This is a genomic window from Aeromonas sp. HMWF016, from assembly GCF_963878195.1.
GTDB lineage: Bacteria > Pseudomonadota > Gammaproteobacteria > Enterobacterales > Aeromonadaceae > Aeromonas > Aeromonas lacus.
This window is the reverse complement of sequence record NZ_CAWNWX010000085.1, coordinates 1-20,435: the sequence shown is the minus strand read 5'-3', so window position 1 is coordinate 20,435 and position 20,435 is coordinate 1. Positions and strand designations below refer to the sequence as shown.

The following is a 20,435-nucleotide window of genomic DNA, read 5'->3' as shown; positions in this document are numbered from 1 at the left end:
GCCAGCTTCCAACGTGCTTATCGCATTGTTACAAACTCTTCCGCACTGGTGGGGTGGGACGGGGACGCCGTGGTCGGTTTGACCTCTATGACCCAGCTCCCTCAGCGCATGGTTACAAACTCTTCTGCGCTGGTCGGATGAATGGCGACGCAGTTGTCGAAGTCCGCCTTGGTGGCACCCATCTTCATGGCGACGCCAAAGCCTTGCAGGATCTCGTCCATGGCAAAGCCGATGCCATGCAGACCGACCACCTTCTCTTCAGGGCCGACGCAGACCAGTTTCATCCGGGTAGGTTGGCGATGCTGGGTCAGCGCCGAGTACATGGCGGTGAACTGGCTACGGTAGACCTTCACCTGACCCTCACCGTATTCGGCGATGGCTTCCGGCTCGGTCAGGCCAATGGTGCCGATGGGCGGGTGGCTGAAGACCACGGTCGGCACCAGATCGTAGTTGAGGTGCTCGTTCGGCTTGTTGTTGAACAGCCGCTCGGAGAGGCGACGACCCGCTGCGACGGCTACCGGCGTGAGCTGGATGCGACCAGTGTTGTCACCTACTGCATAGATGTTGGCGACGGCAGTATTCTGGAACTTGTCGGTCGGGATGAAGCCCTTCTCGTCCAGCTCGATACCGGTGGAGGCCAGATTCAGGTTGTCGGTAGCCGGTACGCGACCGATGGCCCAGATCAGGCAGTCAACGGTGAGGTGGCGACCATCTTCCAGCTGCAGGGTCAGGCTGTTGTCAGCGTTCTTGAGCACGGCTTTGGGAATGGCGTGGGTGTGCAGCTTGGGCCCTTCCTGCGCCATGATTTCGACCAGTGTCTCGTGGATCATGGGGTCGAAGTTGCGAAGCGGCGCGTGCTTGCGCACCACCAGATGGGTTTCTGAGCCCAGCGCCTGCATCACCCCGGCGATCTCGACGGCGATATAGCCGGCACCCACTACGGCAACCCGTTTGGGCTGGCTTTGCAGGTCAAAGAAACCGTCGGAGTCGATACCCAGCTCGGCACCCGGGATGGCCGGAATTTCCGGACGGCCACCGGTAGCGATCAGGATGTGATCTGCGGTGTATTGCTCGCCATTGACCTCGATCGTGTTGCTATTGACGAAGCGGGCGAATCCCTTGATGACGGTGATCTGGTTCTTGCCCAGCACATTCTGATAGGAGGTGTGGATACGGCCGATGTAGGCCTGGCGGGACTCGACCAGCTTGGCCCAGTCGAAGTGGTTGAGAGTGGTGTCGAAGCCGTAATCGGCGCCATATTTCAGAGCATCGGCAATCTGGCCGGCATACCACATGGCTTTCTTCGGGACGCAGCCTACGTTGACGCAGGTTCCACCCAACTCTTTGGCTTCAATCAGGGCAACTTTCTTACCGTACATGGCAGCCCGGTTGGCAGATGCGATACCGCCGCTGCCGCCGCCGATGGCGATATAGTCAAAATGCTGTGCCATTGCGAGGTTCTCCGCTCATTAAGAATGCAATCACAGCATGATGGGGATAAAGCGGCTGGCTCACAAGAGCCAGCGCTCAGTTATGTTGGATCGGCAGGCGAATATGGAACTCGGCGCCGTTGCCCGGTTCGCTGGCACAGTGGATGCGGCCGCGCAGCAGTTGCACCACCAGGTTGTAGATGATGTGGGTACCGAGGCCGCTACCGCCCTGACCCCGCTTGGAGGTGACAAACGGATCGAAGATGCGCGGCAATATCTCCGGCGGAATGCCGCGACCGTTGTCGCTGTAGTCGATCAGCAGCTCTTCTCCCTGCTGCTCCACCTTGATGGTGATCTTCTTGGGTTTGTCCCAGTTGTCGAAACCATGGTTGATGGAGTTGAGGATCAGGTTTGAATAGATCTGGGTAAAGCTGCCGGGGAAGGAAAAGATAGACAGCTTGGGATCGCACTGGATATCGACCTCGCACTGGGCCTTTTTCAGCTTGTGGCCGAGGGAGACGACTACCTGATGGAGGTTGTCGGCGAGGCTGAAGTTGTAGCGGGCTTCCGATGACTGATCGACAGCCACCTGCTTGAAGCTGGCAATCAGTTCGGAGGCGCGGCGCAGGTTGCCTTGCAGCAGCTGCATGGACTCGTCGAGGTTGACTGTGAACTCGTTGAGATAGGAGCGTGACAGCTGTTTTGACTCAATGTGCGATTTGAAGTCGGCAACCCGCTCCTGCAGATAGGAGGAGGCGGTCACGCTGATACCGATCGGTGTGTTGATCTCGTGGGCCACACCGGCCACCAGTGAACCGAGCGAAGCCATTTTTTCCGACTCGACCAGAGTCTGCTGAGCCTGCTTCAGATCGTCGTAAGCCTTGCCCAGCTGGGTGTTGGCTTCGCTCAGGCTGCGCGTGCGCTCGGCAACTTTGCCCTCCAGCTGCTCGTTGAGCTGGATAATCTCCCGCTCGACCTTCTTCAGTTGGGTGATGTCGTAGCCAAACCCGATCTGGTATTTAAGGTTGGGCCCTTCGTAGAAGGGGACAAAGGTCCACTGCAGCACCAGTTCATGGGCTTGCTGGTCATGCATGATGACCACCTTGTCGGCGAGTGAACCTTCTGCCGAGAGAATATTGCTCAGCTCCTGACGCTGGGCGTTGCTGACAAAGAGATCGAGCCAGTTGTGTTGCAGCAGCTCCTGCTGGTGGTAGCCGGTCAGCAGAATGGCTGCCGGGTTGATGCTGGCGATGGTGAGATCCGGCTCCATGCAGCAGATGACCATGTTGGCCGAATTGATCAGGGTGGCAGAAAAGTCGCGCTCCTGTTGCAACTGCTCCACGGCCTGATGGCGAGCAAGCAGCTCATCGCGCAGCCGGGTGCGCATCTGGTTGAGAGTCGAAACCAGGGTATCCAGCTCATCGGGCTTTTTGCGGGGCAGGGGGCGACCTTCCAGCTCCAGCTCCATGTCGAGCCGATCCAGATTGAACTTCTGGGCATAGCTGGCGATGCGGTTTATGTGCCGCACCACCAGGTAGTAAATGATGATCAGGATACAGAATGAAACGACCAGTGTTTTGATGGTCTGGCTGACCATGATCAGCACCGATTTCTCGATGAGGCGCTGGTAGATCTGCTCCAGCGAGGCGGCTACGAATAGCTTGCCTACCACTTCGCCCTGATAGGTGAGATTGAATTCGCGGGAGATGTCGTAGCTTTCCCGCTCCACCCCCTGGGTCAGCAGCGGGACTTCGGAGTTGCCAAGCATCTCCTTGACCATCACGAACTGCATGTTGGGCAGGTTCATTATGCCTTCGATCTGCACCTTCACCTGCTCTTCATCCAGGTTCCACAAGCTGGCAGCGATAGGCTGCAGAAAAGAGGCCTCGATTTGGCCAATGCTGTCTTCGATGACGGCAACGTCCTTACGGTAATCCCAGGCAAGTTGCAGTGCAGTGATGATCATCGCCAGTACGGTACTGCAGACCAGAATGTAGGAGAGCAGACGGTATGAGAGTCCGTTACTGCCGACGGCCCTGGCGGTCTTGAAGAAATGTCCTGACATGGCGTCCTTGCGGTCTGGATGTGATGTTTTTTAGTTTAACTGCTTCATGGACTTATGTCGTCTTTCCTGCAAAGCATAAAAAAGGCCCCGTAACGGGGCCTTTTGCTTGAGATGAACGCTTAGTTTCCGCTGTTTGCCTTGGGCGGAATGGTCTCATCAAAGACCGGCAGCGGTTTGTGCTCGGAGGCGAGGAAGGTGTAGATCACCGGCAGTACGAAGAGGGTGAACAGGGTACCGATGGCCAGACCGGCCACGATGACGATACCGATACTGAACCGCTGGGCGGCACCTGCACCTGCTGCATAGAGCAGCGGGATCAGACCGGCAATCATGGCGGCCGTGGTCATCAGGATTGGACGCAGACGTACCTTGGCGGCCTGCATCACGGCTTCCATCCGGTTCATGCCGTGCAACAGCTGCTCCTCCTTGGCCACCTCGCAGATCAGAATACCGTGCTTGGTAATCAGACCCACCAGGGTGATGAGGCCCACCTGGGAGTAGATGTTCATGGTCGCCAGACCCCATGCCAGCGCGATCAGGGCGCCACTGATGGCCAGCGGAACCGATACCATGATTACCAGTGGGTCGCGTACCGATTCGAACTGGATGGCCAGCACCAGGAAGATGATGGCCAGTGCCAGTGCGAAGGTGGCGTAGAGCGCGTTGCCTTCGGTAACGAACTGGCGAGCTTCACCCATAAAGTCGTAGCGATAGCCTTGCGGCAGCTTCTCGTCGGCTGTGGTCTTGAACCAGTTGATGGCATCACCCATAGCAACCCCGGGCGCCGGAACCGCACCTATGGTGGCGGAGTTCAGCTGGTTGAAGTGGGGCAGGGCGCGCGGCTCACCGACCACTTCAATGCTGATCAGGCTGCCCAGCGGGATCGACTTGCCGTCAGCGGCGCGGACGTAGTACCCCTTCATGGATTCCGGGTTGAGGCGATATTTGCGCTCGACCTGCGGGATCACTTCATAAGAGCGGCCATCCAGGTCGATACGGTTGACGTAACCGTCCGCCATCATGGTACCCATGGTGATACCTATGTCCTGCATTGTGATGCCGTAGGCACCCGCCTTGTCTTTGTCGATCTTGATCTTCATGGTGGCAGAGTCGTAGTTCAGATCGAGATCCGAGTAGACGAACTGACCATTGCTCTCGGCTGCGCTGAGCATCTCGCCAGCTACCAGGAACAGGCTTTCGAAGCTGTTCGGAGTAGTGATGACGAACTGGATCGGCAGACCGCTGGAAGCACCCGGCAGTTCCGGGAACTGGAAGGTGGTGATGGCCATGCCCGGGATGTCTTTCACCAGTTTGGCGACGCGATCCAGCACCTCTTTCTGGCTCGCTTCACGCTGGCTCCAGGGCACCATGGAGGCGATACCGAACGCCTGGTTGGAGTTGAACACACCGGAGAAGACCTGGGAGTAGGCGATTTCCGGCTGCTCATCCAGGATCTTGTTCACATCGGCCATGGTGTTTTCGATGTAGTCCAGGTTGGCGTTGGAGGGGGCTGTCCCCAGTACCGCCATTACCCCTTTATCTTCCGACGGTGCCAGTTCGCTCGGAATGAACTTGAACAGCAGCGGCAGGCTGGCGAAGACGATGATGGCAAAGAGCACTACCACGATGCGTTTTTGCATCACGGCGTGCAGCATGCGGTCATAGCGATCGGTCATCCGCTCCAGCAGGTGGTGGACTGTGCTCTCGAACTTGCTTGGCGTTTCGTTGGCTCTGAGCATCTTGGAGCACATCATCGGCGACAGGGTCAGGGCGATGATGCCCGAGACGAACACGGCGCCCGCCAGGGTCAGGGCAAACTCCTTGAACAGCGAGCCGGTGATACCGCCCATCAGGGCGATAGGCGCGTATACCGCCGCCAGCGTGACCGTCATGGCGATAACCGGCACGGCGATTTCGCGAGTACCGATAATGGCTGCCCGGAAGGGCTCTTCACCCTCCTTGATGTGACGGTCCACGTTCTCCAGAACCACGATGGCGTCATCCACCACCAGACCGATGGCCAGTACCATCGCCAGCAGAGTCATCAGGTTTATCGAGAAGCCGAACATGTCCATCATCATCACCACACCGATAAGACTGAGCGGGATGGTGATGATTGGGATGATGACCGCGCGGAAGGAGCCCAGGAACAGGGTAATCACCACCAGTACGATGGCGGCCGCTTCCAGAATGGTCTTGATAACCTCGCTGATCGATTCGTTGATGGCGATGGTTGAGTCATACAGCACGTTCACCTGCATGGTGCTCGGCATGTTGCGCTTCAGACTCGGCAGCAGCTCCAGTACATCGTGGGCGATGTTGATGGGGTTGGCAGTCGGTGCGGCATTGACGGCCATAACCACGGCTTCGCGGCCGTTGGCGCTGGCGCGGTAGACGTCGTGGCTCTTCTCCATCGTGACCTTGGCGATGTCGGAGAGACGGATCACCTTGCTGTCACGGCTGGCTACCACCAGACGCTTCAGCTCTTCGATATCACCGACCTGCGTTTCAGCATTGCCGTTGAAGAGGGTGAAGTAACCGGTCGCCTGACCCGTGGCCGACTGATAGTTGTTGCTGTTGAGCACTGTCATCACGTCGCTGGCGGTCAGATTGAACGCCGCCATCTTGGCCGGATCCAGCCATACCCGCAGCGCAAACTTCACACCACCGTAGAGGTCAACCTTGGAGACCCCGCCGACGGTAAAGAGCTGCGGTTTGATAACCCGCTCCAGATAGTCGGTGATCTGGCTGGAGTTGAGCTCCGGGCTGGTGAAACCGAGGTAGAGCACCGCTGTGGTTGAACCGGTGGAGGAGGTGACCGAGGGGTCTTCCGCCTCTTTGGGCAACTGGGAGCGCACCGAGTTGACCTTGGCCAGGATGTCAGACAGCGCGGCATTCGGGTCGGTGTTGAGCTTCATGTACGCGGTGACGGTGGAGCTGCCCAGCTGGCTGGAGGAGGTCATGAAGTCGATGTTGTCGGCTTGCGCGACCGCCTGTTCGAGCGGCTGGGTGATGAATCCCTGGATCAGGTCGGCACTGGCACCGTAATAGCTGGTGCTGACCGTGATCACCGTATTGGTCACCTCGGGGTATTCCCGTACCTGCATCTTGAAGACTGCCTGAAAGCCCAGCAGGGCGATCAGGAAGCTGAGCGAGATTGCCAGCACGGGTCGTTTTATGAATATGTCAGTAAATCGCATCGCAGATCTCCGCGCTTACAGCATCGGGGTTTGTGCCGGAACGGCCAGAGCATCGTTCTCGACCACATGCACCTTGGTGTCATTGCTCAGACGAACCTGGCCTGACAGTACGATCTCGTCGCCAGCCTGGATACCGGAGAGCACGTGCACGTCATTGCCACGGCGCTCACCCGCCTTGACGACTACCTGCTTGGCGCGTTTGACCATCACCTTCTTGCCCTCTTTGTCGGTCTCTTCGCTCTCTTTGAGCACGTAGACGTTTTGACCATAGAGAGTGAAGGAGATGGCAGACTGCGGCACCACGATCTGGTTCTGTACGGTAGGCAGGATGATGCTGGCGCGGGCAAACATGCCGGAGCGGAGCTGGCCATCGTTGTTCGGGATATCTGCCTGCACCTGGATCAGGCCGCTCTGGTAGTTGACGGCAGGCTCGATGGCTGTGATATGGCCATCAAACTGGGTCTGGGGATAGGCATCCACATTGATTTTGATGATCTGGCCCAGCTTGATTTTGGAGATATCGGTCTGGGGTACGGTGAAACGCAGACGCATCACGCTGGTGTCTTCCAGACGCACGATATCGGTACCCGGTTGCAGGTACTGACCAAGGAAGACATTGCGCAGACCGACCACGCCGCTGAAGGGGGCGCGGACTTCACGACGGGCAATGGTCGCCTTCAGACTCTCGATATCCGCTTCCAGCGAACGATAGGCTGCTTCCGCCTCATCCAGCTGCTCTTTGGAGATGGAGCTGGTCTTGTAGAGGTTCTGGAAGCGGTCAAATTTGGCTTTTGCCGCCGGCAGCTTGGCCTGGGAGGCGCGCAGATTGGCCTTCTCCACGCTGGAGTCGAGGCTCAGCAGCAGCTGGTCAGCCTTGACCGGCTTGCCTGATTCGAAGGTGATGGCATCAATGGTACCGGCCAGCTCGGTCGAGAGGGTAACCCCCTGATTCGGCTCGATGAAGCCGATCGCCTCGATGGTCGGGATCCAGTCCTGCGCCTTGGTCACCATGGCCGTTACCGGGAAGTCTGGTTCCGGCCGGTTGGCCATGTATTTGGCAATCATTTTCTGTTTAAACAAATTGAAGCCGATGACGCTGCCAAACAAGGCGATCGCTATCAGCAACATAATGGCCATCCACTTTTTCATGAACAGGCTCCTGAGGTGGAAGTATTGGGAGATAAAATTGCATTCCAGCTGGCACGAATAACAGTTTCCAACTGTTGTTCGGTCAGCGTGATCTTGTGAACCCCGCACTGCAGGGCCAGGTGTACCACACTGTCCAGGCTCAATACCTGGAGTGCTCGTATCGGTAAATCAATAAACAATTCTTGCTCAACACCTCGCTCAAAAAATCTGTCCAGTGGCTCCCATGCCGACAGCAGAACAGGATTGGTGGCCAGCTCGGCCCCGAGGGGCGAGCTCTCATACTGTAATTTGCATTTCAGAGCGTTGGGTTCGTTCACAAAAATGGCATGAATATTGAGCCATAATTGTCGAAATTGTTGAAATGAAACTTCATTGAAATTCACTTCTCTTATGACCAGCGGCACGCACTGCAATATCGTGTGCTGATGCAACTGTCGAATCAGATCATCCTTGTCATTAAAGTAGCGATAGATGGTGCCGGCAGCGACGCCGGCTTTCTTGGCGACTTCGGCGATCGACAGGCCATGAAAACCCCGTTCACCCAGCACCTCGTGGGCTGCATTGAAGATGATCTCTTTCTTGTCGTGACTCATCAGAATGAACTCGTGAATGAACGTTCATTCATTCTAGGTGGGGAAGAGATCAAGTCAAGGCAGCAACATGGTTAATACGGAAAATAGCGCCGGAAGCGATCATCCTGGCGAACCAGCGGGTGTGTTGTTGGGGGAAAAATGAGCCAAAAACGCTCTGTTTGTTTGAAAAAACAACGCTTGGCGCAAAGGGACAAAAAAAGTGTAGACAAGCATGCCCCCCATCATTAATATTGCGCCCCGTTCGACAGCGTAGCGCCCGTAGCTCAGCTGGATAGAGCGCTGCCCTCCGGAGGCAGAGGTCACAGGTTCGAATCCTGTCGGGCGCACCATCCAAAGTGCGCCGGTTAAACGGGCGTTGTTGTAGAACGAAAACAGCTGTGGTGGCTGTAGCTCAGTTGGTAGAGTCCCGGATTGTGATTCCGGTTGTCGTGGGTTCGAGCCCCATCAGCCACCCCATTTTACAGCTTGTCAGGTACGCGAAGGTGGCGGAATTGGTAGACGCGCTAGCTTCAGGTGTTAGTGCCCCCCGGGTGTGAGGGTTCGAGTCCCTCTCTTCGCACCATACTTGCTGTATAACGAGGATGACCATCAGGTCGTCTTTGTTTTTTGTAAGACAAAATATTTTCGGTGATTAGCGCAGCCCGGTAGCGCATCTGGTTTGGGACCAGAGGGTCAAAGGTTCGAATCCTTTATCACCGACCACATTCTGAAAAACCTCGCTTAGGCGAGGTTTTTTGCTTTCTGCCGCTCCCATCCTCGTTTTTCTGCGTTGCTGTAACGTCTGTTTACACTCTATCCGGACAGTCTTGACCTCTCTTCAGTTATCCTGCCAGCTGGAGTCCTTGGTGACCGGATGTCACAGACCTCTTTCAGGCTTGTTTTTATGCATAACAGAATTTCGATTTTCTCCCGCTACCCCGCACTTATAGCGGCCATGGTACTGGGCGGGTGTACCCTTAAACCGCCATCGACGGATGAGATGCTGAGCACTATCGTGGTTGCCCATCCGAAGAATGAGTCTGCCCCCTCGCTTTTGCTAACCAACAACGGCTTTTGTGTCGGCATTGCCCGCCAGCAGGCGGTGACACAGGTTTGCACTGATAAAGATGCGCAACCATTGGAGTGGGATCTGGGCGAGTTGAAGTTGCAGCAGACCTGCCTGCAGGCCAGAAACAGCAATGAGTTGATGCTGGCGCCCTGCGATGGCCATGCGCAGTGGGTGTGGCAGGAGGACAAACTATTTAACAGCAAGGTCTCCCGTTGTCTGGACGTCGCTGGTCGACGTCACTCCCCGAATACGCCTCTGCGCCTGGCCGACTGTTACGGTGGGGCCAACCAGAGCTTTCTGGTCGGGGGGATTGAATGATACGCCCGTCACCTCTGATTGCGGCGTGCCTCTCGCTCGCTCTGGGAGGGTGCCAGAATCTCGACTCTTCTGATCTGCTGTTGGGCACTGTGGTGATTGGCGCCATCGGTGCTGCTGCGTATTACGGCCACAAGCAGGAAAAGAAAGAAGCTCGCGCCCGGGAAGAGCATGGTGGGCAAATCGTGGCAGCCAATGGCAAATGTCTCGATATTGCCGGTGGTGTGCGTAATGGCAACCGCTTGCAGCTATGGGATTGTCACGGCGGGGATAACCAGCGTTTTCGTTTTGATGGCAACGCCATAAGGGTTGGCGACAAGTGTCTGGATGTTGCCGGTGGCGGCCGCGATGCCGGTGCCAAGGTGATTGCCTGGGATTGCCATGGCGGCGACAACCAGCAGTGGCGCTGGGAGAGAGAGCGGCTCATCAGCCGCAGCAGCAAGCTCTGTCTGGATGTCGCTCAGGGGGGAAGCGCCAATGGCACTCCCCTGATCCTCTGGCAGTGCCACGGCGGTGACAACCAGCGCTTTCGGCGGAAGTAATAAAAACGGGAACCCGATGGTTCCCGTTTTTATTTAGCTGGCGACCGGTTCAAGTTCGAAACAGCGCTCCAGATAGACGGCAACGCCATCTTCATCGGAGGTGAGTGTTTGCTCATGCTCCGGTAGCGCCATTTTCAGGCGGTCGTGGGCGTTACCCATGACGATGCCGCGACCCACCATGCTCAGCATTTCGAAGTCGTTCATGCCGTCACCGAAGGCGATGGCCTGGGACATCTCCAGCCCGTGTTGCTCCAGTACGGCGCGCACTGCATTGCCCTTGTGGACGCAAGCGTGCATCACTTCGAGGCAATCCGGCAGGGAGAAGGTGACGTTGAGCTGGTCGCCGTAGCGCTGGTTGAGGTGTGCCTCGATCTTCAGCAGCTTCTCGTGGTCGCCGATGTAGAAGACCTTGTTGATCTGCTCCATCGACTCCTGTTTCAGGTCATCGACCAGACGATAGGTGAAGCCGGACTCGTCGTGGAATTGCAGCAACCAGGGCAGTTCCTCCTCGACCACCCAGTCATCGCCCTGATAGACGTTGAGATGGATGGATGGGTCACGTTCGAGCGCAACCAGCTCGGCGGCGATGTCGGTCGGCAGCGGCTGGTTGAACACCAGTTTACCCTGTTTGTCATGCACCACGGCGCCGTTGGAGGTGATGAGGTAGATATCCAGACCGAGTGCATCGCGGAAGCTGCGTACATCGACGTGGTGACGGCCGGTGGCGACCACGAATTTCACGCCCTGCTCAACCAGACGGCGGACGGTCTCCCGGGTGCGGGAGGAGATCTGGTGCTGCTTGTTGAGCAGAGTTCCATCGAGATCGGATACAACTACCTTGAACATCTTTACCTCGGCATCAATTGAAAGCGGGGGCAGTTTACCCCAGCCTGCATGGTCACCCCATTTATTTAGGGTTACAAAAAATAGCCAGCCTAGTAGCGGGCGAAGAAATCGAGCATGGCGGTCAGTGCAGGCTGGCGCTTGTCGTCGGATTCGATAAACAGCTCGTGCCAGGCCCCCTCGATACGCAGCGGTTTGCCCCCTTCGCAGCTGGCTTTGGTGCAAAACGCATCCTGCGCCGCGTTATCCACCACGCTGTCGTTGCCAGCCTGCAGTAGCAGCAGCGGCGTCTTGATGGCGCCCGCATCGGCGATGGCGGCATCGGCACCTGTGATCCCCTGATAAATCCAGTGGGCAGTGGCCCCCCCCAGCTTGATCTGCGGGTGCTGCTCATACATCTGGCGGAAAGCCTGATAGCGGGAGTGGCTGTGAGTCAGCTCGTTATCGGCAAAGCCATGGTCCTGATAGGGGCCCTGACCCGGCCCATAGGGTGGTTCGCCAAACCAGCCGCCGACCGTGCCTATGGTGGTGGCCAGTCCCTTGGCCAGCCATTTGGGCAGGCCGCCCAGATTGATGCCCATCATGGGGGAGGAGAGCACGGCGGCGCGGATATCATCCGGCCAGCGCTCCAGATAGCGGGCAGAGATGGCACCCCCCATGGAGTGAGCCAGCAGGAACAGCTTGGCGGGCTTGTCCGCCATGATTATCTGGTCGTGAAACTGCTTCAGATCGACGACATAATCGTCGAACTGGTCGACATATCCCTTGTCATGGTCGCTCAGCATGCGGCCGGACATCCCCTGACCACGATGGTCGATAAGGTAGAGGCTGTAGCCCTGGCGCCAGAGATCCCACGCCAGCTCCTGATACTTGAGGTAGCTTTCTACCCGGCCGTTGACGATCAGGATGGCGCGATCAACCTTCTCCTGCCGCAACGCGGCATAGCGGATGGCGACGCCATCCTTGCCCTTGAACTCTCCCTCTATGGCATGCTGGCGCCAGAAGTCGGGCAGAGTTTGCTGGTAGAGGGTGGGCACATCGGCTTCGCTAGTCAGCGCATAGGGATTGGTCACGGCAAGGGCTCCGGCAGAAAACAGGGTCAGGGCCAACAGGGGAATCGAGAGGGATTTCATCAGGCACACTCCGTTTGCCAGTATTGATAGAGCATTGCGATGTCGCCGGAGCAGAGCAGCGACATGGCGCTTTGTAGGGTGGGTAGAGGCCAGTCCCACCACTGCATCTCTTGCAGCATGGCGATCTGCTCATCGCTGAAACGGCGGCGGATCGGTTGGGCCGGGTTGCCGCCGACTATGGTGTAAGGGGCCACATCCTTGGTCACCACGGCGCGGGTGGCGATGACGGCGCCATCACCGATGGTGATGCCGGGCATGATCATCGCTTCCGAGCCGATCCAGACATCGTTGCCGATCCGGGTATCTCCCTTGCGCAGAAAGCCGCTACGGGCCCCTTCGCCGAAGGTATCAGGGTTGAACGGGAAGGTGGAGACCCAATCCAGCCGGTGGCCCTGATTGCCTGCCAGCATGAAGGTGGCGCCCGAGCCGATAGAGCAGAACTTGCCGATGAGCAGCCGATCCACCTCGCCCCAGAGGCCGCTCTCCCAGGTTTCGCGGGTCGAGCCATCGCCGAGCAGGTAGCGTACGCAGTGATCTTCAAACGGCTTGCCGTGGTAATAGCCGGAGTAGTAGCTGTAGTCGCCGGCCTCTATGTTCGGGTTGGTCAGGTGATCCCGGATAATGCGGGACTCCAGCCAGCTGCCAAAAGGGTTCTCCATCACTCCTCCTGCGGATCGTCCTGCTCGCTCTGCTGTGCCCAACCTTTGCGGGTCAGCTGCATCTGCTGCCACCACGCCTCGTCCGCCAGAATTTCACCGCTAGGGCCGAGCTGGGGGTAGGGCATCTCCTTCTCCTTGCAGAGCTGGGCATAGATGGGATATCCCCCCTCGAACAGAATGCTGTTCTGTTCCTCCGCACTCAGTGGGCAACCGCGCTGATAGCAACCGGCCAGCTCGCGCTGGCGCTGCGCTTCGTAGAGGATGGCGGCTGCGGCCACCGAGACGTTGAGGGACTGCACCATGCCCACCATGGGGATGACGATATGGTGATCGGCCAGGGCCAGCGCCTCTTCACCGATGCCATGCTTTTCCTGACCCACCAGAATGGCGGTCGGTTTGGTGTAGTCGATGGCGCGAAAATCGACCGAGCTGTCGGAGAGATGGGTCGCCAGGATCTGCATGCCGGAGGCTTTCAGCTCGGCAACAGCGCTGCCGATGTCCGGGTGCAGTTTTACATCCACCCAGTTCTGGCTGCCGCGGGCGGTGCCCTTGCGCTTGTGGATCCAGGTCTTGGGCCAGACGGCGTGTACCCGGTGGATGCCGATGGCATCGGCGGTACGCACGATGGCAGCCAGATTGTGAGGTTTGTGTACCTCTTCCATACAGACGGTCAAATCGAGCTGACGCTGGGCCAGCATATCGGTGATGCGCTTGAAGCGTTCGGGGGTCATGGTTGTCTCTTAAAAAGCAGCAGGCGGCTTGCGCCGCCTGTGTGATCAGTTCTTTTGCCGGCTCACCTTGAGCACGTTGGGCATCACGCGGATCTTGCGCATGATGTTGGCCAGATGGATGCGGCTCTTGGTGGTGATGAGCAGGCTCACCTGATAGACCCGGCCATCCTTCTCTTCGGTGCTGATGGCGTGAATGTTGGCGCCGGTGGCGGCAATCACGTTGGCCAGCTCGGCCAGTGCACCCTGATGGTTGATGATCTCGATGCTGATGCCGGTGCGGAACTCCTGTTCCTGCTCTTTGTCCACTTCCCACTGCACCGGCAGGTACTTGTCCGGCTCCTTGCTGTAGCCCTTGATATTGCGGCAGGACTCCTGGTGGATCACCAGTCCCTTGCCCGGGCTGATGTGGGCGATGATGGCATCCCCCGGGATCGGGCGGCAGCAGTTGGCGAAGGTGACCAGCATGCCGTCGGCACCCTTGATCGGCATCTTCTTGCTGCTGGTTTTGGGCTGTTCTTCCGGCGGCAGTTCATCCCCCAGCATGCGGCGCGCCACCATGACACTCATGGCGTTGCCGAGGCCCACATCGGCCAGCAGCCCCTGCAGGTTCTCGTGCTTGGTATCGGCCAGCACCTGTTTGATGCGCGGCTCGGGAATGTCTTCGATATTCTTGGCGCCCAGCGCATGGTTGAGCAGGCGGCGACCCAGCACCACCGACTCTTCGGTGCGCAGGTTCTTGAGGAACTGGCGGATCTTGGAGCGCGCCTTGGTGGTCACCACGAAGTTGAGCCATGCCGCGTTGGGACGGGCGCCCGGCGCCGTGATGATCTCCACCGTCTGACCCGAGTGCAGCGGGCTGCTGAGCGGGTAGGGGTGACGGTCGACCCGCGAACCGACGCAGGCGTGGCCGATGTCGGTGTGCACCGTATAGGCAAAGTCCACCGGCGTGGCGCCAGCAGGCAGCTCCATGATGCGCCCTTCGGGGGTAAAGACGTAGATTTCGTCGGGGAAGAGGTCAGTTTTGACCCCTTCGATAAATTCAAAGGAGCTGCCAGCGCTTTGCTGCAATTCCAGCAGGCTCTGCATCCAGCGCTGGGCGCGGATCTGGGCGGTGGTGCCCGAGCTGTCGCCATCCTGCTTGTAGGCCCAGTGGGCGGCAACCCCCTTGTCGGCCATCTGATCCATGAACTCGGTGCGGATTTGCACCTCCACCGGCACCCCGTGCGGCCCCACCAGCGAGGTGTGCAGCGACTGGTAGCCGTTGGTCTTGGGGATGGCGATGTAATCCTTGAAGCGGCCGGGGCGCGGCTTGTAGAGGCTGTGCATCTGCCCCAGCACCCGGTAACAGGTATCTATGTCCTTCACTTTGACCCGAAAGGCGTAGATATCCATTACCTCATGAAATTGCAGCTCTTTTTTCTCCATCTTGTTGTAGATGGAGAACAGGTTCTTCTCGCGGCCACTGACCTGATGCTCAATCCCCGCTTCACGCAGGCGCCCGCTGATTTCGCTCTGGATGGAGTCGATAATCTCGCGGCGATTGCCACGGGCGCGGCGCACCGATTCGCGCAGCACGCGGGATCGCATCGGATAGAGCGCCTCGAAGCCCAGCTCTTCCAGCTCGTTCTTCATGGTGTGAATACCGAGGCGGTTGGCAATGGGGGCGAAGATTTCGAGGGTTTCACGGGCAATGCGGCGGCGCTTGTCCGGTCGCAGCGAGCCCAGCGTGCGCATATTGTGGGTGCGGTCGGCCAGCTTGATCAGAATGACCCGGATATCCTGGGTCATCGCCATCACCATCTTGCGGAAGTTCTCAGCCTGAGCCTCCTTGCGATCGCGAAACTTCAGCTTGTCGAGCTTGGAGACCCCGGCTACCAGCTCGGCGACCGCATCGCCAAACTGTTCGGCCAGATCGGCCTTGGTGATCGGGGTATCCTCGATGACGTCGTGCAGCACGGCGGCCATCAGGGTTTCATGATCGAGGCGCATATCGCCCAGAATTCGGGCAACGGCGACGGGGTGGGTAATATAGGGCTCGCCACTGGAACGCATCTGTCCCTGGTGAGCATCACGGGCCACCACATAGGCTTGCCTGAGCTTCTCGACCTGCTCGGGCGGCAGGTAGGAACTGGCTATTTCTTTAAGATTTTCAAATAAATACAAGACAGTCCCCGCAGCGGTGAAACGGCAATTCGTGGAGTTGAGCGTGTAGACCTGAGTTTGCGAGGTTTTCGAGCGGTTGTAAATGGGGATGAACAGTCGGCACCCGGGCGGGTGCCGACTATGGGGAAAGAGTGACTTAACCGCGGCCTTCGGCGATGGCAGCAACGGCAGCCAGCTCGGCGGCTTCCTGTTCTTGCTGCTCGTAGCGGTCCTGGGTGTCCATAACCTGGTTGTTCACCAGACCCAGTTCGATCTCACGCAGGGCGATCACGGTCGGTTTGTCGTTCTCTTCTTCAACCAGCGGATCTTTGCCTTGAACCGCGATTTGACGGGCGCGGCGTGCGGCGACCAGCACCAGGTCAAAACGGTTACCAACCTGTTTTACAGCATCTTCTACAGTAACGCGTGCCATGCAGGACTCCAGTTATGTGGGCTTTCTGTGTTTAGAAAAGCGGTGTTTAAAAATGACGCAAAAGTTTACTCGTTTTTGGCTTATTCTGCCAGTAACTGTTGCAGCAAGTTTTGTTGTGCCTGCTGTTGATGACGCATCTCCAGCCGTTGGCACTCAATAATGGCTCTGAGCTGGAACAGTGCCTGCTCGAACTCTTCGTTGATAATCACATAGTCATATTCGTCGTAGTGCACCATTTCGGCAATGGCTTTTGCCATCCGGCCGGCGATCACTTCTGCGCTGTCCTGACCGCGGCCAATCAGGCGGCGTTCCAGCTCTTCACGGCTGGGAGGCAGGATGAAGATGGACTTGGTCGGCATCAGTTCGCGGATCTGGCGGGCGCCCTGCCAGTCGATGTCGAGGAATACGTCAATTCCCTGCGCCAGACAGGCTTCGATGGCGGCGCGGGAGGTGCCGTAGTAGTTGCCGAATACCTCGGCCCACTCCAGAAAATCACCGCGAGCGATCAGCTCCTTGAACTCTTCCACCTTGACGAAGTGGTAGTGCACACCGTGCTCTTCGCCGGGGCGGGTGGCGCGCGTGGTGTGGGAGACCGACAGCTGCATCTTGCCAGCTTGATTGTGGTTGGTCAGCAAGGCGTTGAGCAGACTGGATTTACCTGCGCCGCTCGGGGAGGAGATGATATAGAGAGTGCCTTGTTGCGCCATGTTATTACCTTTAATCGGAACCCGCATTTTGGTTGTAGCAGAGGCCGCCGTCTTGTGCCCGAAAGGGAGACAGCCAAACGCATGATGCGGATAAATTCTTGGATCAGGGGGATGTAAAGGCGGCGAATTTTAACAGAAGGTGGCGAATAAAAAAACGGCCGGAATCATATTCCGGCCGATCAAAGTGTTCGTAGCTTGTTGCGGGAGCGTAACCCACATCGGTCGTTATTCTGCCAGTCGCTCCGGCATGGGGCCATCAGGTTATCCCTGCCTCACTGCTCGGGATTTCCGAGCTGCTTTCAGTCAGGCAGGTGGCGATCGGCGCAGAGGCGATCGAAGGCGGCGATCACCTGCTCGCTGGTGATTTTGCTCATGGCATCGGGATCCTTGAGACGGGTGCGCCAGCCGAGCTCGGCCAGCGGCTTGCCGGTCTCCTGCTCGATCAGGGTCTGATAGACGCTGACGACATAATCCCGGCAGAGATAGGGGCCGGTGCGGGCCGGATTGTGGTGGGCATAGAGGCCGATCACCGGTGTGCCGACAATGGTGGCCATATGGGTCGGGCCGGTGTCGGGGGCCAGCACCAGACTCGCCTCACCAATCAGCGCCAACAGCTGCTTGAGGTTGGTCTGGCCAACCAGATCGACCGGTTGGCTCTGGCTGAGTTGCCGGATCTCGGCGGCCAGATCCCGCTCCAGTTTGGCTGGCCCGCCACAGAGGTAGACCTGAAAACCCTTGTTGGCGGCGTGATCCGCCAGCGCGGCATAGCCCGCAGCCGTCCAGTTCTTGAATGCCTTGCTGGCGGCGGCGCAGAGCAGCAGGGTAGGTTTGCCGCCAATCTTCTCCTTTGCCCAAGCCTGATGCTCGGCGCTGATGGGCAGCTGCCAATCCGGCGTCAGATCCTTGATGCCGAGCTCTTTGGCAAAGGCGAGGAAACCGTCCAGCACGTGGGGAGAGGCGGGCGAGGGCACCTTGTGGTTGGTGAACAGCCACTGGCCGTCGTTGGCTCGCTCCCGATCAAACCCGAGTTTGACCTTGGCCTTGATGCCGAGGGTGGCGATGCTGGCCCGCATGGCCGCCTGCAGATGCAGCAGGGCATCAAACTGACGTCCCTTGAGGGTCTGCCACAGGTCGCGATAGCCGCGCCACCCCTTGCTCTTGTCGAAGGCGATCACCTCGACACCGGGCAGATCGGCAAACAGGGTTGCTTCGATTTTGCCGGTGATCCAGGTGATGCGGGTTTGCGGCCACTCCCGCTGGATGACGCGCACCAGCGCCAGCGCGTGGCAGCAGTCGCCAATGGCGGAGAGCCGCAGAATGCAGATGGAGGAGGGAGGCGTTTGAAATAGCGGCATGATGTGGCGCACGGCTGGCAAAAAGGGTGGATGGCATTATGCAAACTCCCCTCTGGATTGTAAAATTGCGCGCAATCGTCAGCCGGGCTTCGCCACCCGAATAGCCGCCATGGCTGGCACATGTTGCGGGCATGCCACAGTCGCAGCCTCATCGCCCATAAACAGGGGCGATCAACGACCCACCGAGCGGGATCTCCATGATGCTGATACAGACCGAACACAACCAGGTTTGCTGGTTCGCCGAAGGGGCCTTTCGTGACCCCACTTCCCAGTTATTCGAACCGGCCTGGTGGCAGAACAACCGTCAGGTGGTGGGAACCTCCATTGGCCGCGGCGTGACCTGGTTCGTCAAGGATGAGTCCCGCCATCTGGTGCTGCGCCACTACTATCGCGGCGGCATGGTGGGCAAGGTGGTGCGGGATCGCTTCTGGTTCGAAGGGGTCGAATCGAGCCGCGCCATGGCGGAATACACCCTGCTGGCCAAGTTGTGCGAGCTGGGGTTGCCGGTGCCGCGTCCGTTTGGTGCACGGATGGCCAAACAGGGCCCATTTTATCGCGCCGACATCCTGATCGAGCGTATTCGCGGTGCCAAGGACATGGTCGCCCTGCTCAAGCAGGGGCCGGTTGCCAGCGAGGTGTGGTACAAGATTGGCCAGACGGTACGCCAGCTGCACGATGCCGGGGTCTACCACGCCGATCTCAACAGCCACAACCTGCTGCTCGATCAGGATGAGAAGGTGTGGGTGATCGACTTCGACAAGGGGGCGATCCGCTCCCCCGGCGAGTGGCAGAAGGGCAATCTGGAGCGGCTATTGCGTTCCTTCAACAAGGAGTCCCAACTGCACACCAGCTTCCACTTCGTACCGGACAACTGGCAAACCCTGATGGAGGGTTATCACGGAAAAGCGAGCTGACCCTGTTGCTCGCCGCCATGGCCAATGTTACTTATGAATCAGCTCTTCAGATTCGGTTTCGAGGTGCCCCATGGAAATGCTCAAGACACCTTTGGTGGATGTCACCGCCCGGCTTGATCCGGGTCTGCTGTTCGATGCCATGGCGCTGCTGGAGGCCGGGATCTGGACCTGGTCCCCGCAACAGGGACTGCGCCGCGATCCCTCCTGCCTGCGCCTGCTGGGGCTTGGCGAAAGCTGGCCGGATGATCTCGGCTGGCTGGAGCGGGTGCATCCCGACGACGTTGCCCGGCTGGCAGATGCCCTGAGCGCCTGCCAGAGCGGCCGCAGCAGCGGTCTGCGCCTCGAATATCGCATTCTTCACCACCACGGCCATTACATCCGGCTGGAAGAGAGGATCCGCCGTGACGAGCGGGGCCATCTGCTTGGCGTGGTGCGCCATCTCGATCCCGCCGTCGTGCTGGTGGAAGAGCGGCACGGCACCGATCCGCTGACTGGGCTGGAGAGTCGCAGCCGCTTCGAGCAACTGCTGGAGGAGAGGTTGTTGGCCGAGGGGGGGAGTTTCAGTCTGCTGCAGTTCTCCGTCGATCACATGGCCAAGATCCGCCAGCTCTTTGGCGAGGTTGCCTGTGACGCCATGCTGGCCAAGCTGGCGCGCATCGTGCGCCACGAGCTGCGCCGCGAAGATCCCTTCGCCCGCTGGGATGAGGATGGCTTTATTCTGATGCTCTCCCGCACCGAGCGGATGAAGGGGCTGGAGATCGCCGAACGGCTGCGCCTCGAAATTGCCGATGCCAGCCTGCTGCCACAGCGGCCGGTGACCGTCAGTATCGGACTGGTACAGAGCCAGCCCGGCGAGCAGCTTGACCATCTGCTGGCCCGGCTGGCCACCTGCCATGGTCAGGCCAGACGGGAGCGCAACGCCGTCGTCGGCTAGTTATCACTCAGGATGAAGTGACCTTGCGATGCTGGCACACCTTGAGGGATGCCAGCATCAGCACGCCGCCGATGGCCAGTCTGGTCAAATCGGTATCCTTGCCCCAGATCAGCAGATTGACCAGCAAGCCGGCCGGAATGAGCGCATTGTTCATGATGGCCAGCACCCCGCTGCTGACCAGCGTTGCCCCCTTGTTCCACAGGAAGTAGCCCAGCCCCGAAGCGCCCACCCCCAGCCATAGC

At 58.7% G+C, this 20,435-nt stretch carries 17 protein-coding genes, 4 tRNA genes and 1 pseudogene; 8 read left to right on the top strand and 14 right to left on the bottom strand.

Annotation, left to right across the window (positions count from 1 at the left end):
* Positions 1-101: 101 nt before the first annotated feature.
* From gorA to AACS24_RS13375, 5 genes are all read right to left on the bottom strand, one after another.
* Positions 102-1,451 carry a glutathione-disulfide reductase gene (gene gorA, locus AACS24_RS13395; protein ID WP_108570983.1) on the bottom strand — a complete coding sequence of 450 codons (1,350 nt, stop codon included), beginning with the start codon at positions 1,449-1,451 and terminating at the stop codon, positions 102-104.
* 76 nt (positions 1,452-1,527) lie between these two features.
* Positions 1,528-3,495 carry an ATP-binding protein gene (locus AACS24_RS13390; RefSeq protein ID WP_108570982.1) on the bottom strand — a complete coding sequence of 656 codons (1,968 nt, stop codon included), beginning with the start codon at positions 3,493-3,495 and terminating at the stop codon, positions 1,528-1,530.
* Positions 3,496-3,614: 119 nt separating this feature from the next.
* A complete protein-coding gene (locus tag AACS24_RS13385; RefSeq protein WP_108570981.1) occupies positions 3,615-6,695 on the bottom strand; it encodes a multidrug efflux RND transporter permease subunit in 3,081 nt (1,026 codons plus the stop codon).
* Positions 6,696-6,710: 15 nt separating this feature from the next.
* Positions 6,711-7,844, bottom strand: coding sequence for an efflux RND transporter periplasmic adaptor subunit (locus AACS24_RS13380; protein WP_108570980.1), 1,134 nt, complete (start codon positions 7,842-7,844; stop codon positions 6,711-6,713).
* Positions 7,841-8,437: a TetR/AcrR family transcriptional regulator gene (locus tag AACS24_RS13375; protein ID WP_033115274.1), complete on the bottom strand. Its 597-nt coding sequence runs from the start codon at positions 8,435-8,437 to the stop codon at positions 7,841-7,843. The genes AACS24_RS13380 and AACS24_RS13375 overlap by 4 nt, the downstream gene beginning before the upstream one ends.
* 252 nt (positions 8,438-8,689) lie before the next feature.
* Between AACS24_RS13375 and AACS24_RS13370 the strand changes: the two genes are divergently transcribed.
* From AACS24_RS13370 to AACS24_RS13345, 6 genes are all read left to right on the top strand, one after another.
* Positions 8,690-8,766: transfer RNA gene (locus tag AACS24_RS13370), tRNA-Arg, on the top strand.
* Positions 8,767-8,817: 51 nt separating this feature from the next.
* Positions 8,818-8,893 (top strand) — tRNA-His (locus AACS24_RS13365).
* 20 nt (positions 8,894-8,913) lie between these two features.
* Positions 8,914-8,999: transfer RNA gene (locus AACS24_RS13360), tRNA-Leu, on the top strand.
* A 63-nt stretch (positions 9,000-9,062) separates the two neighbouring features.
* A tRNA-Pro gene (locus AACS24_RS13355) sits at positions 9,063-9,139 on the top strand.
* Positions 9,140-9,320: 181 nt separating this feature from the next.
* A complete protein-coding gene (locus tag AACS24_RS13350) occupies positions 9,321-9,803 on the top strand; it encodes a ricin-type beta-trefoil lectin domain protein (protein ID WP_181364177.1) in 483 nt (160 codons plus the stop codon).
* Positions 9,800-10,342 carry an RICIN domain-containing protein gene (locus tag AACS24_RS13345; protein ID WP_258222933.1) on the top strand — a complete coding sequence of 181 codons (543 nt, stop codon included), beginning with the start codon at positions 9,800-9,802 and terminating at the stop codon, positions 10,340-10,342. Before AACS24_RS13350 ends, AACS24_RS13345 begins: the two co-directional genes overlap by 4 nt.
* A gap of 33 nt (positions 10,343-10,375) precedes the next feature.
* Here the strand turns inward: AACS24_RS13345 and AACS24_RS13340 are convergent, their stop codons facing one another.
* The 8 genes from AACS24_RS13340 to AACS24_RS13305 form a co-directional block, all read right to left on the bottom strand.
* Positions 10,376-11,188: a Cof-type HAD-IIB family hydrolase gene (locus tag AACS24_RS13340; RefSeq protein ID WP_108570979.1), complete on the bottom strand. Its 813-nt coding sequence runs from the start codon at positions 11,186-11,188 to the stop codon at positions 10,376-10,378.
* 89 nt (positions 11,189-11,277) lie between these two features.
* On the bottom strand, positions 11,278-12,318 hold the full coding sequence (locus AACS24_RS13335; RefSeq protein ID WP_108570978.1) for an alpha/beta fold hydrolase: 1,041 nt from the start codon (positions 12,316-12,318) through the stop codon (positions 11,278-11,280).
* Positions 12,318-12,977, bottom strand: a complete 660-nt coding sequence (locus tag AACS24_RS13330; RefSeq protein WP_108570977.1) for a CatB-related O-acetyltransferase — start codon at positions 12,975-12,977, stop codon at positions 12,318-12,320. Before AACS24_RS13330 ends, AACS24_RS13335 begins: the two co-directional genes overlap by 1 nt.
* Complete coding sequence (gene trmH / locus AACS24_RS13325; protein WP_108570976.1) at positions 12,977-13,708, bottom strand: tRNA (guanosine(18)-2'-O)-methyltransferase TrmH; 732 nt, start codon at positions 13,706-13,708, stop codon at positions 12,977-12,979. The genes AACS24_RS13330 and trmH overlap by 1 nt, the downstream gene beginning before the upstream one ends.
* Positions 13,709-13,753: 45 nt before the next feature.
* The gene (gene spoT, locus AACS24_RS13320) at positions 13,754-15,871 is read right to left on the bottom strand and encodes a bifunctional GTP diphosphokinase/guanosine-3',5'-bis pyrophosphate 3'-pyrophosphohydrolase (RefSeq protein ID WP_108570975.1); all 2,118 of its coding nucleotides are present in this window, start codon (positions 15,869-15,871) and stop codon (positions 13,754-13,756) included.
* A 136-nt stretch (positions 15,872-16,007) separates the two neighbouring features.
* Positions 16,008-16,283 carry a DNA-directed RNA polymerase subunit omega gene (rpoZ, locus tag AACS24_RS13315; protein WP_026456240.1) on the bottom strand — a complete coding sequence of 92 codons (276 nt, stop codon included), beginning with the start codon at positions 16,281-16,283 and terminating at the stop codon, positions 16,008-16,010.
* Between the two features lie 80 nt (positions 16,284-16,363).
* Positions 16,364-16,990 (bottom strand): guanylate kinase, encoded by a 627-nt coding sequence (gmk, locus tag AACS24_RS13310; protein WP_104016763.1) that lies wholly within the window; start codon positions 16,988-16,990, stop codon positions 16,364-16,366.
* 299 nt (positions 16,991-17,289) lie between these two features.
* Positions 17,290-18,345, bottom strand: coding sequence for a glycosyltransferase family 9 protein (locus tag AACS24_RS13305; protein WP_108571022.1), 1,056 nt, complete (start codon positions 18,343-18,345; stop codon positions 17,290-17,292).
* 200 nt (positions 18,346-18,545) lie between these two features.
* Here AACS24_RS13305 and AACS24_RS13300 point away from each other — a divergent pair, with 200 nt between their 5' ends.
* Together AACS24_RS13300 and AACS24_RS13295 are read left to right on the top strand one after the other, a co-directional pair.
* A complete protein-coding gene (locus tag AACS24_RS13300; RefSeq protein WP_033115306.1) occupies positions 18,546-19,259 on the top strand; it encodes a 3-deoxy-D-manno-octulosonic acid kinase in 714 nt (237 codons plus the stop codon).
* 70 nt (positions 19,260-19,329) lie between these two features.
* Positions 19,330-20,193 (top strand): GGDEF domain-containing protein, encoded by an 864-nt coding sequence (locus AACS24_RS13295; RefSeq protein ID WP_181364175.1) that lies wholly within the window; start codon positions 19,330-19,332, stop codon positions 20,191-20,193.
* Positions 20,194-20,200: 7 nt separating this feature from the next.
* Here AACS24_RS13295 and AACS24_RS13290 read toward each other — a convergent pair.
* A pseudogene (locus tag AACS24_RS13290) lies at positions 20,201-20,435 on the bottom strand (EamA family transporter); the annotation flags it as partial.

Excerpts from the sequence above, each read along its gene's own strand:
- trmH (WP_108570976.1), bottom strand. The coding sequence starts at position 13,708 with ATGACCCCCGAACGCTTCAAGCGCATCACCGATATGCTGGCCCAGCGT.
- gmk (WP_104016763.1), bottom strand. The coding sequence starts at position 16,990 with ATGGCGCAACAAGGCACTCTCTATATCATCTCCTCCCCGAGCGGCGCA.
- AACS24_RS13330 (WP_108570977.1), bottom strand. The coding sequence starts at position 12,977 with ATGGAGAACCCTTTTGGCAGCTGGCTGGAGTCCCGCATTATCCGGGAT.
- AACS24_RS13375 (WP_033115274.1), bottom strand. The coding sequence starts at position 8,437 with ATGAGTCACGACAAGAAAGAGATCATCTTCAATGCAGCCCACGAGGTG.
- AACS24_RS13295 (WP_181364175.1), top strand. The coding sequence starts at position 19,330 with ATGGAAATGCTCAAGACACCTTTGGTGGATGTCACCGCCCGGCTTGAT.
- AACS24_RS13340 (WP_108570979.1), bottom strand. The coding sequence starts at position 11,188 with ATGTTCAAGGTAGTTGTATCCGATCTCGATGGAACTCTGCTCAACAAG.
- AACS24_RS13385 (WP_108570981.1), bottom strand. The coding sequence starts at position 6,695 with ATGCGATTTACTGACATATTCATAAAACGACCCGTGCTGGCAATCTCG.
- AACS24_RS13380 (WP_108570980.1), bottom strand. The coding sequence starts at position 7,844 with ATGAAAAAGTGGATGGCCATTATGTTGCTGATAGCGATCGCCTTGTTT.
- AACS24_RS13390 (WP_108570982.1), bottom strand. The coding sequence starts at position 3,495 with ATGTCAGGACATTTCTTCAAGACCGCCAGGGCCGTCGGCAGTAACGGA.
- AACS24_RS13350 (WP_181364177.1), top strand. The coding sequence starts at position 9,321 with ATGCATAACAGAATTTCGATTTTCTCCCGCTACCCCGCACTTATAGCG.
- AACS24_RS13300 (WP_033115306.1), top strand. The coding sequence starts at position 18,546 with ATGCTGATACAGACCGAACACAACCAGGTTTGCTGGTTCGCCGAAGGG.
- AACS24_RS13345 (WP_258222933.1), top strand. The coding sequence starts at position 9,800 with ATGATACGCCCGTCACCTCTGATTGCGGCGTGCCTCTCGCTCGCTCTG.
- AACS24_RS13305 (WP_108571022.1), bottom strand. The coding sequence starts at position 18,345 with ATGCCGCTATTTCAAACGCCTCCCTCCTCCATCTGCATTCTGCGGCTC.
- rpoZ (WP_026456240.1), bottom strand. The coding sequence starts at position 16,283 with ATGGCACGCGTTACTGTAGAAGATGCTGTAAAACAGGTTGGTAACCGT.
- gorA (WP_108570983.1), bottom strand. The coding sequence starts at position 1,451 with ATGGCACAGCATTTTGACTATATCGCCATCGGCGGCGGCAGCGGCGGT.
- AACS24_RS13335 (WP_108570978.1), bottom strand. The coding sequence starts at position 12,318 with ATGAAATCCCTCTCGATTCCCCTGTTGGCCCTGACCCTGTTTTCTGCC.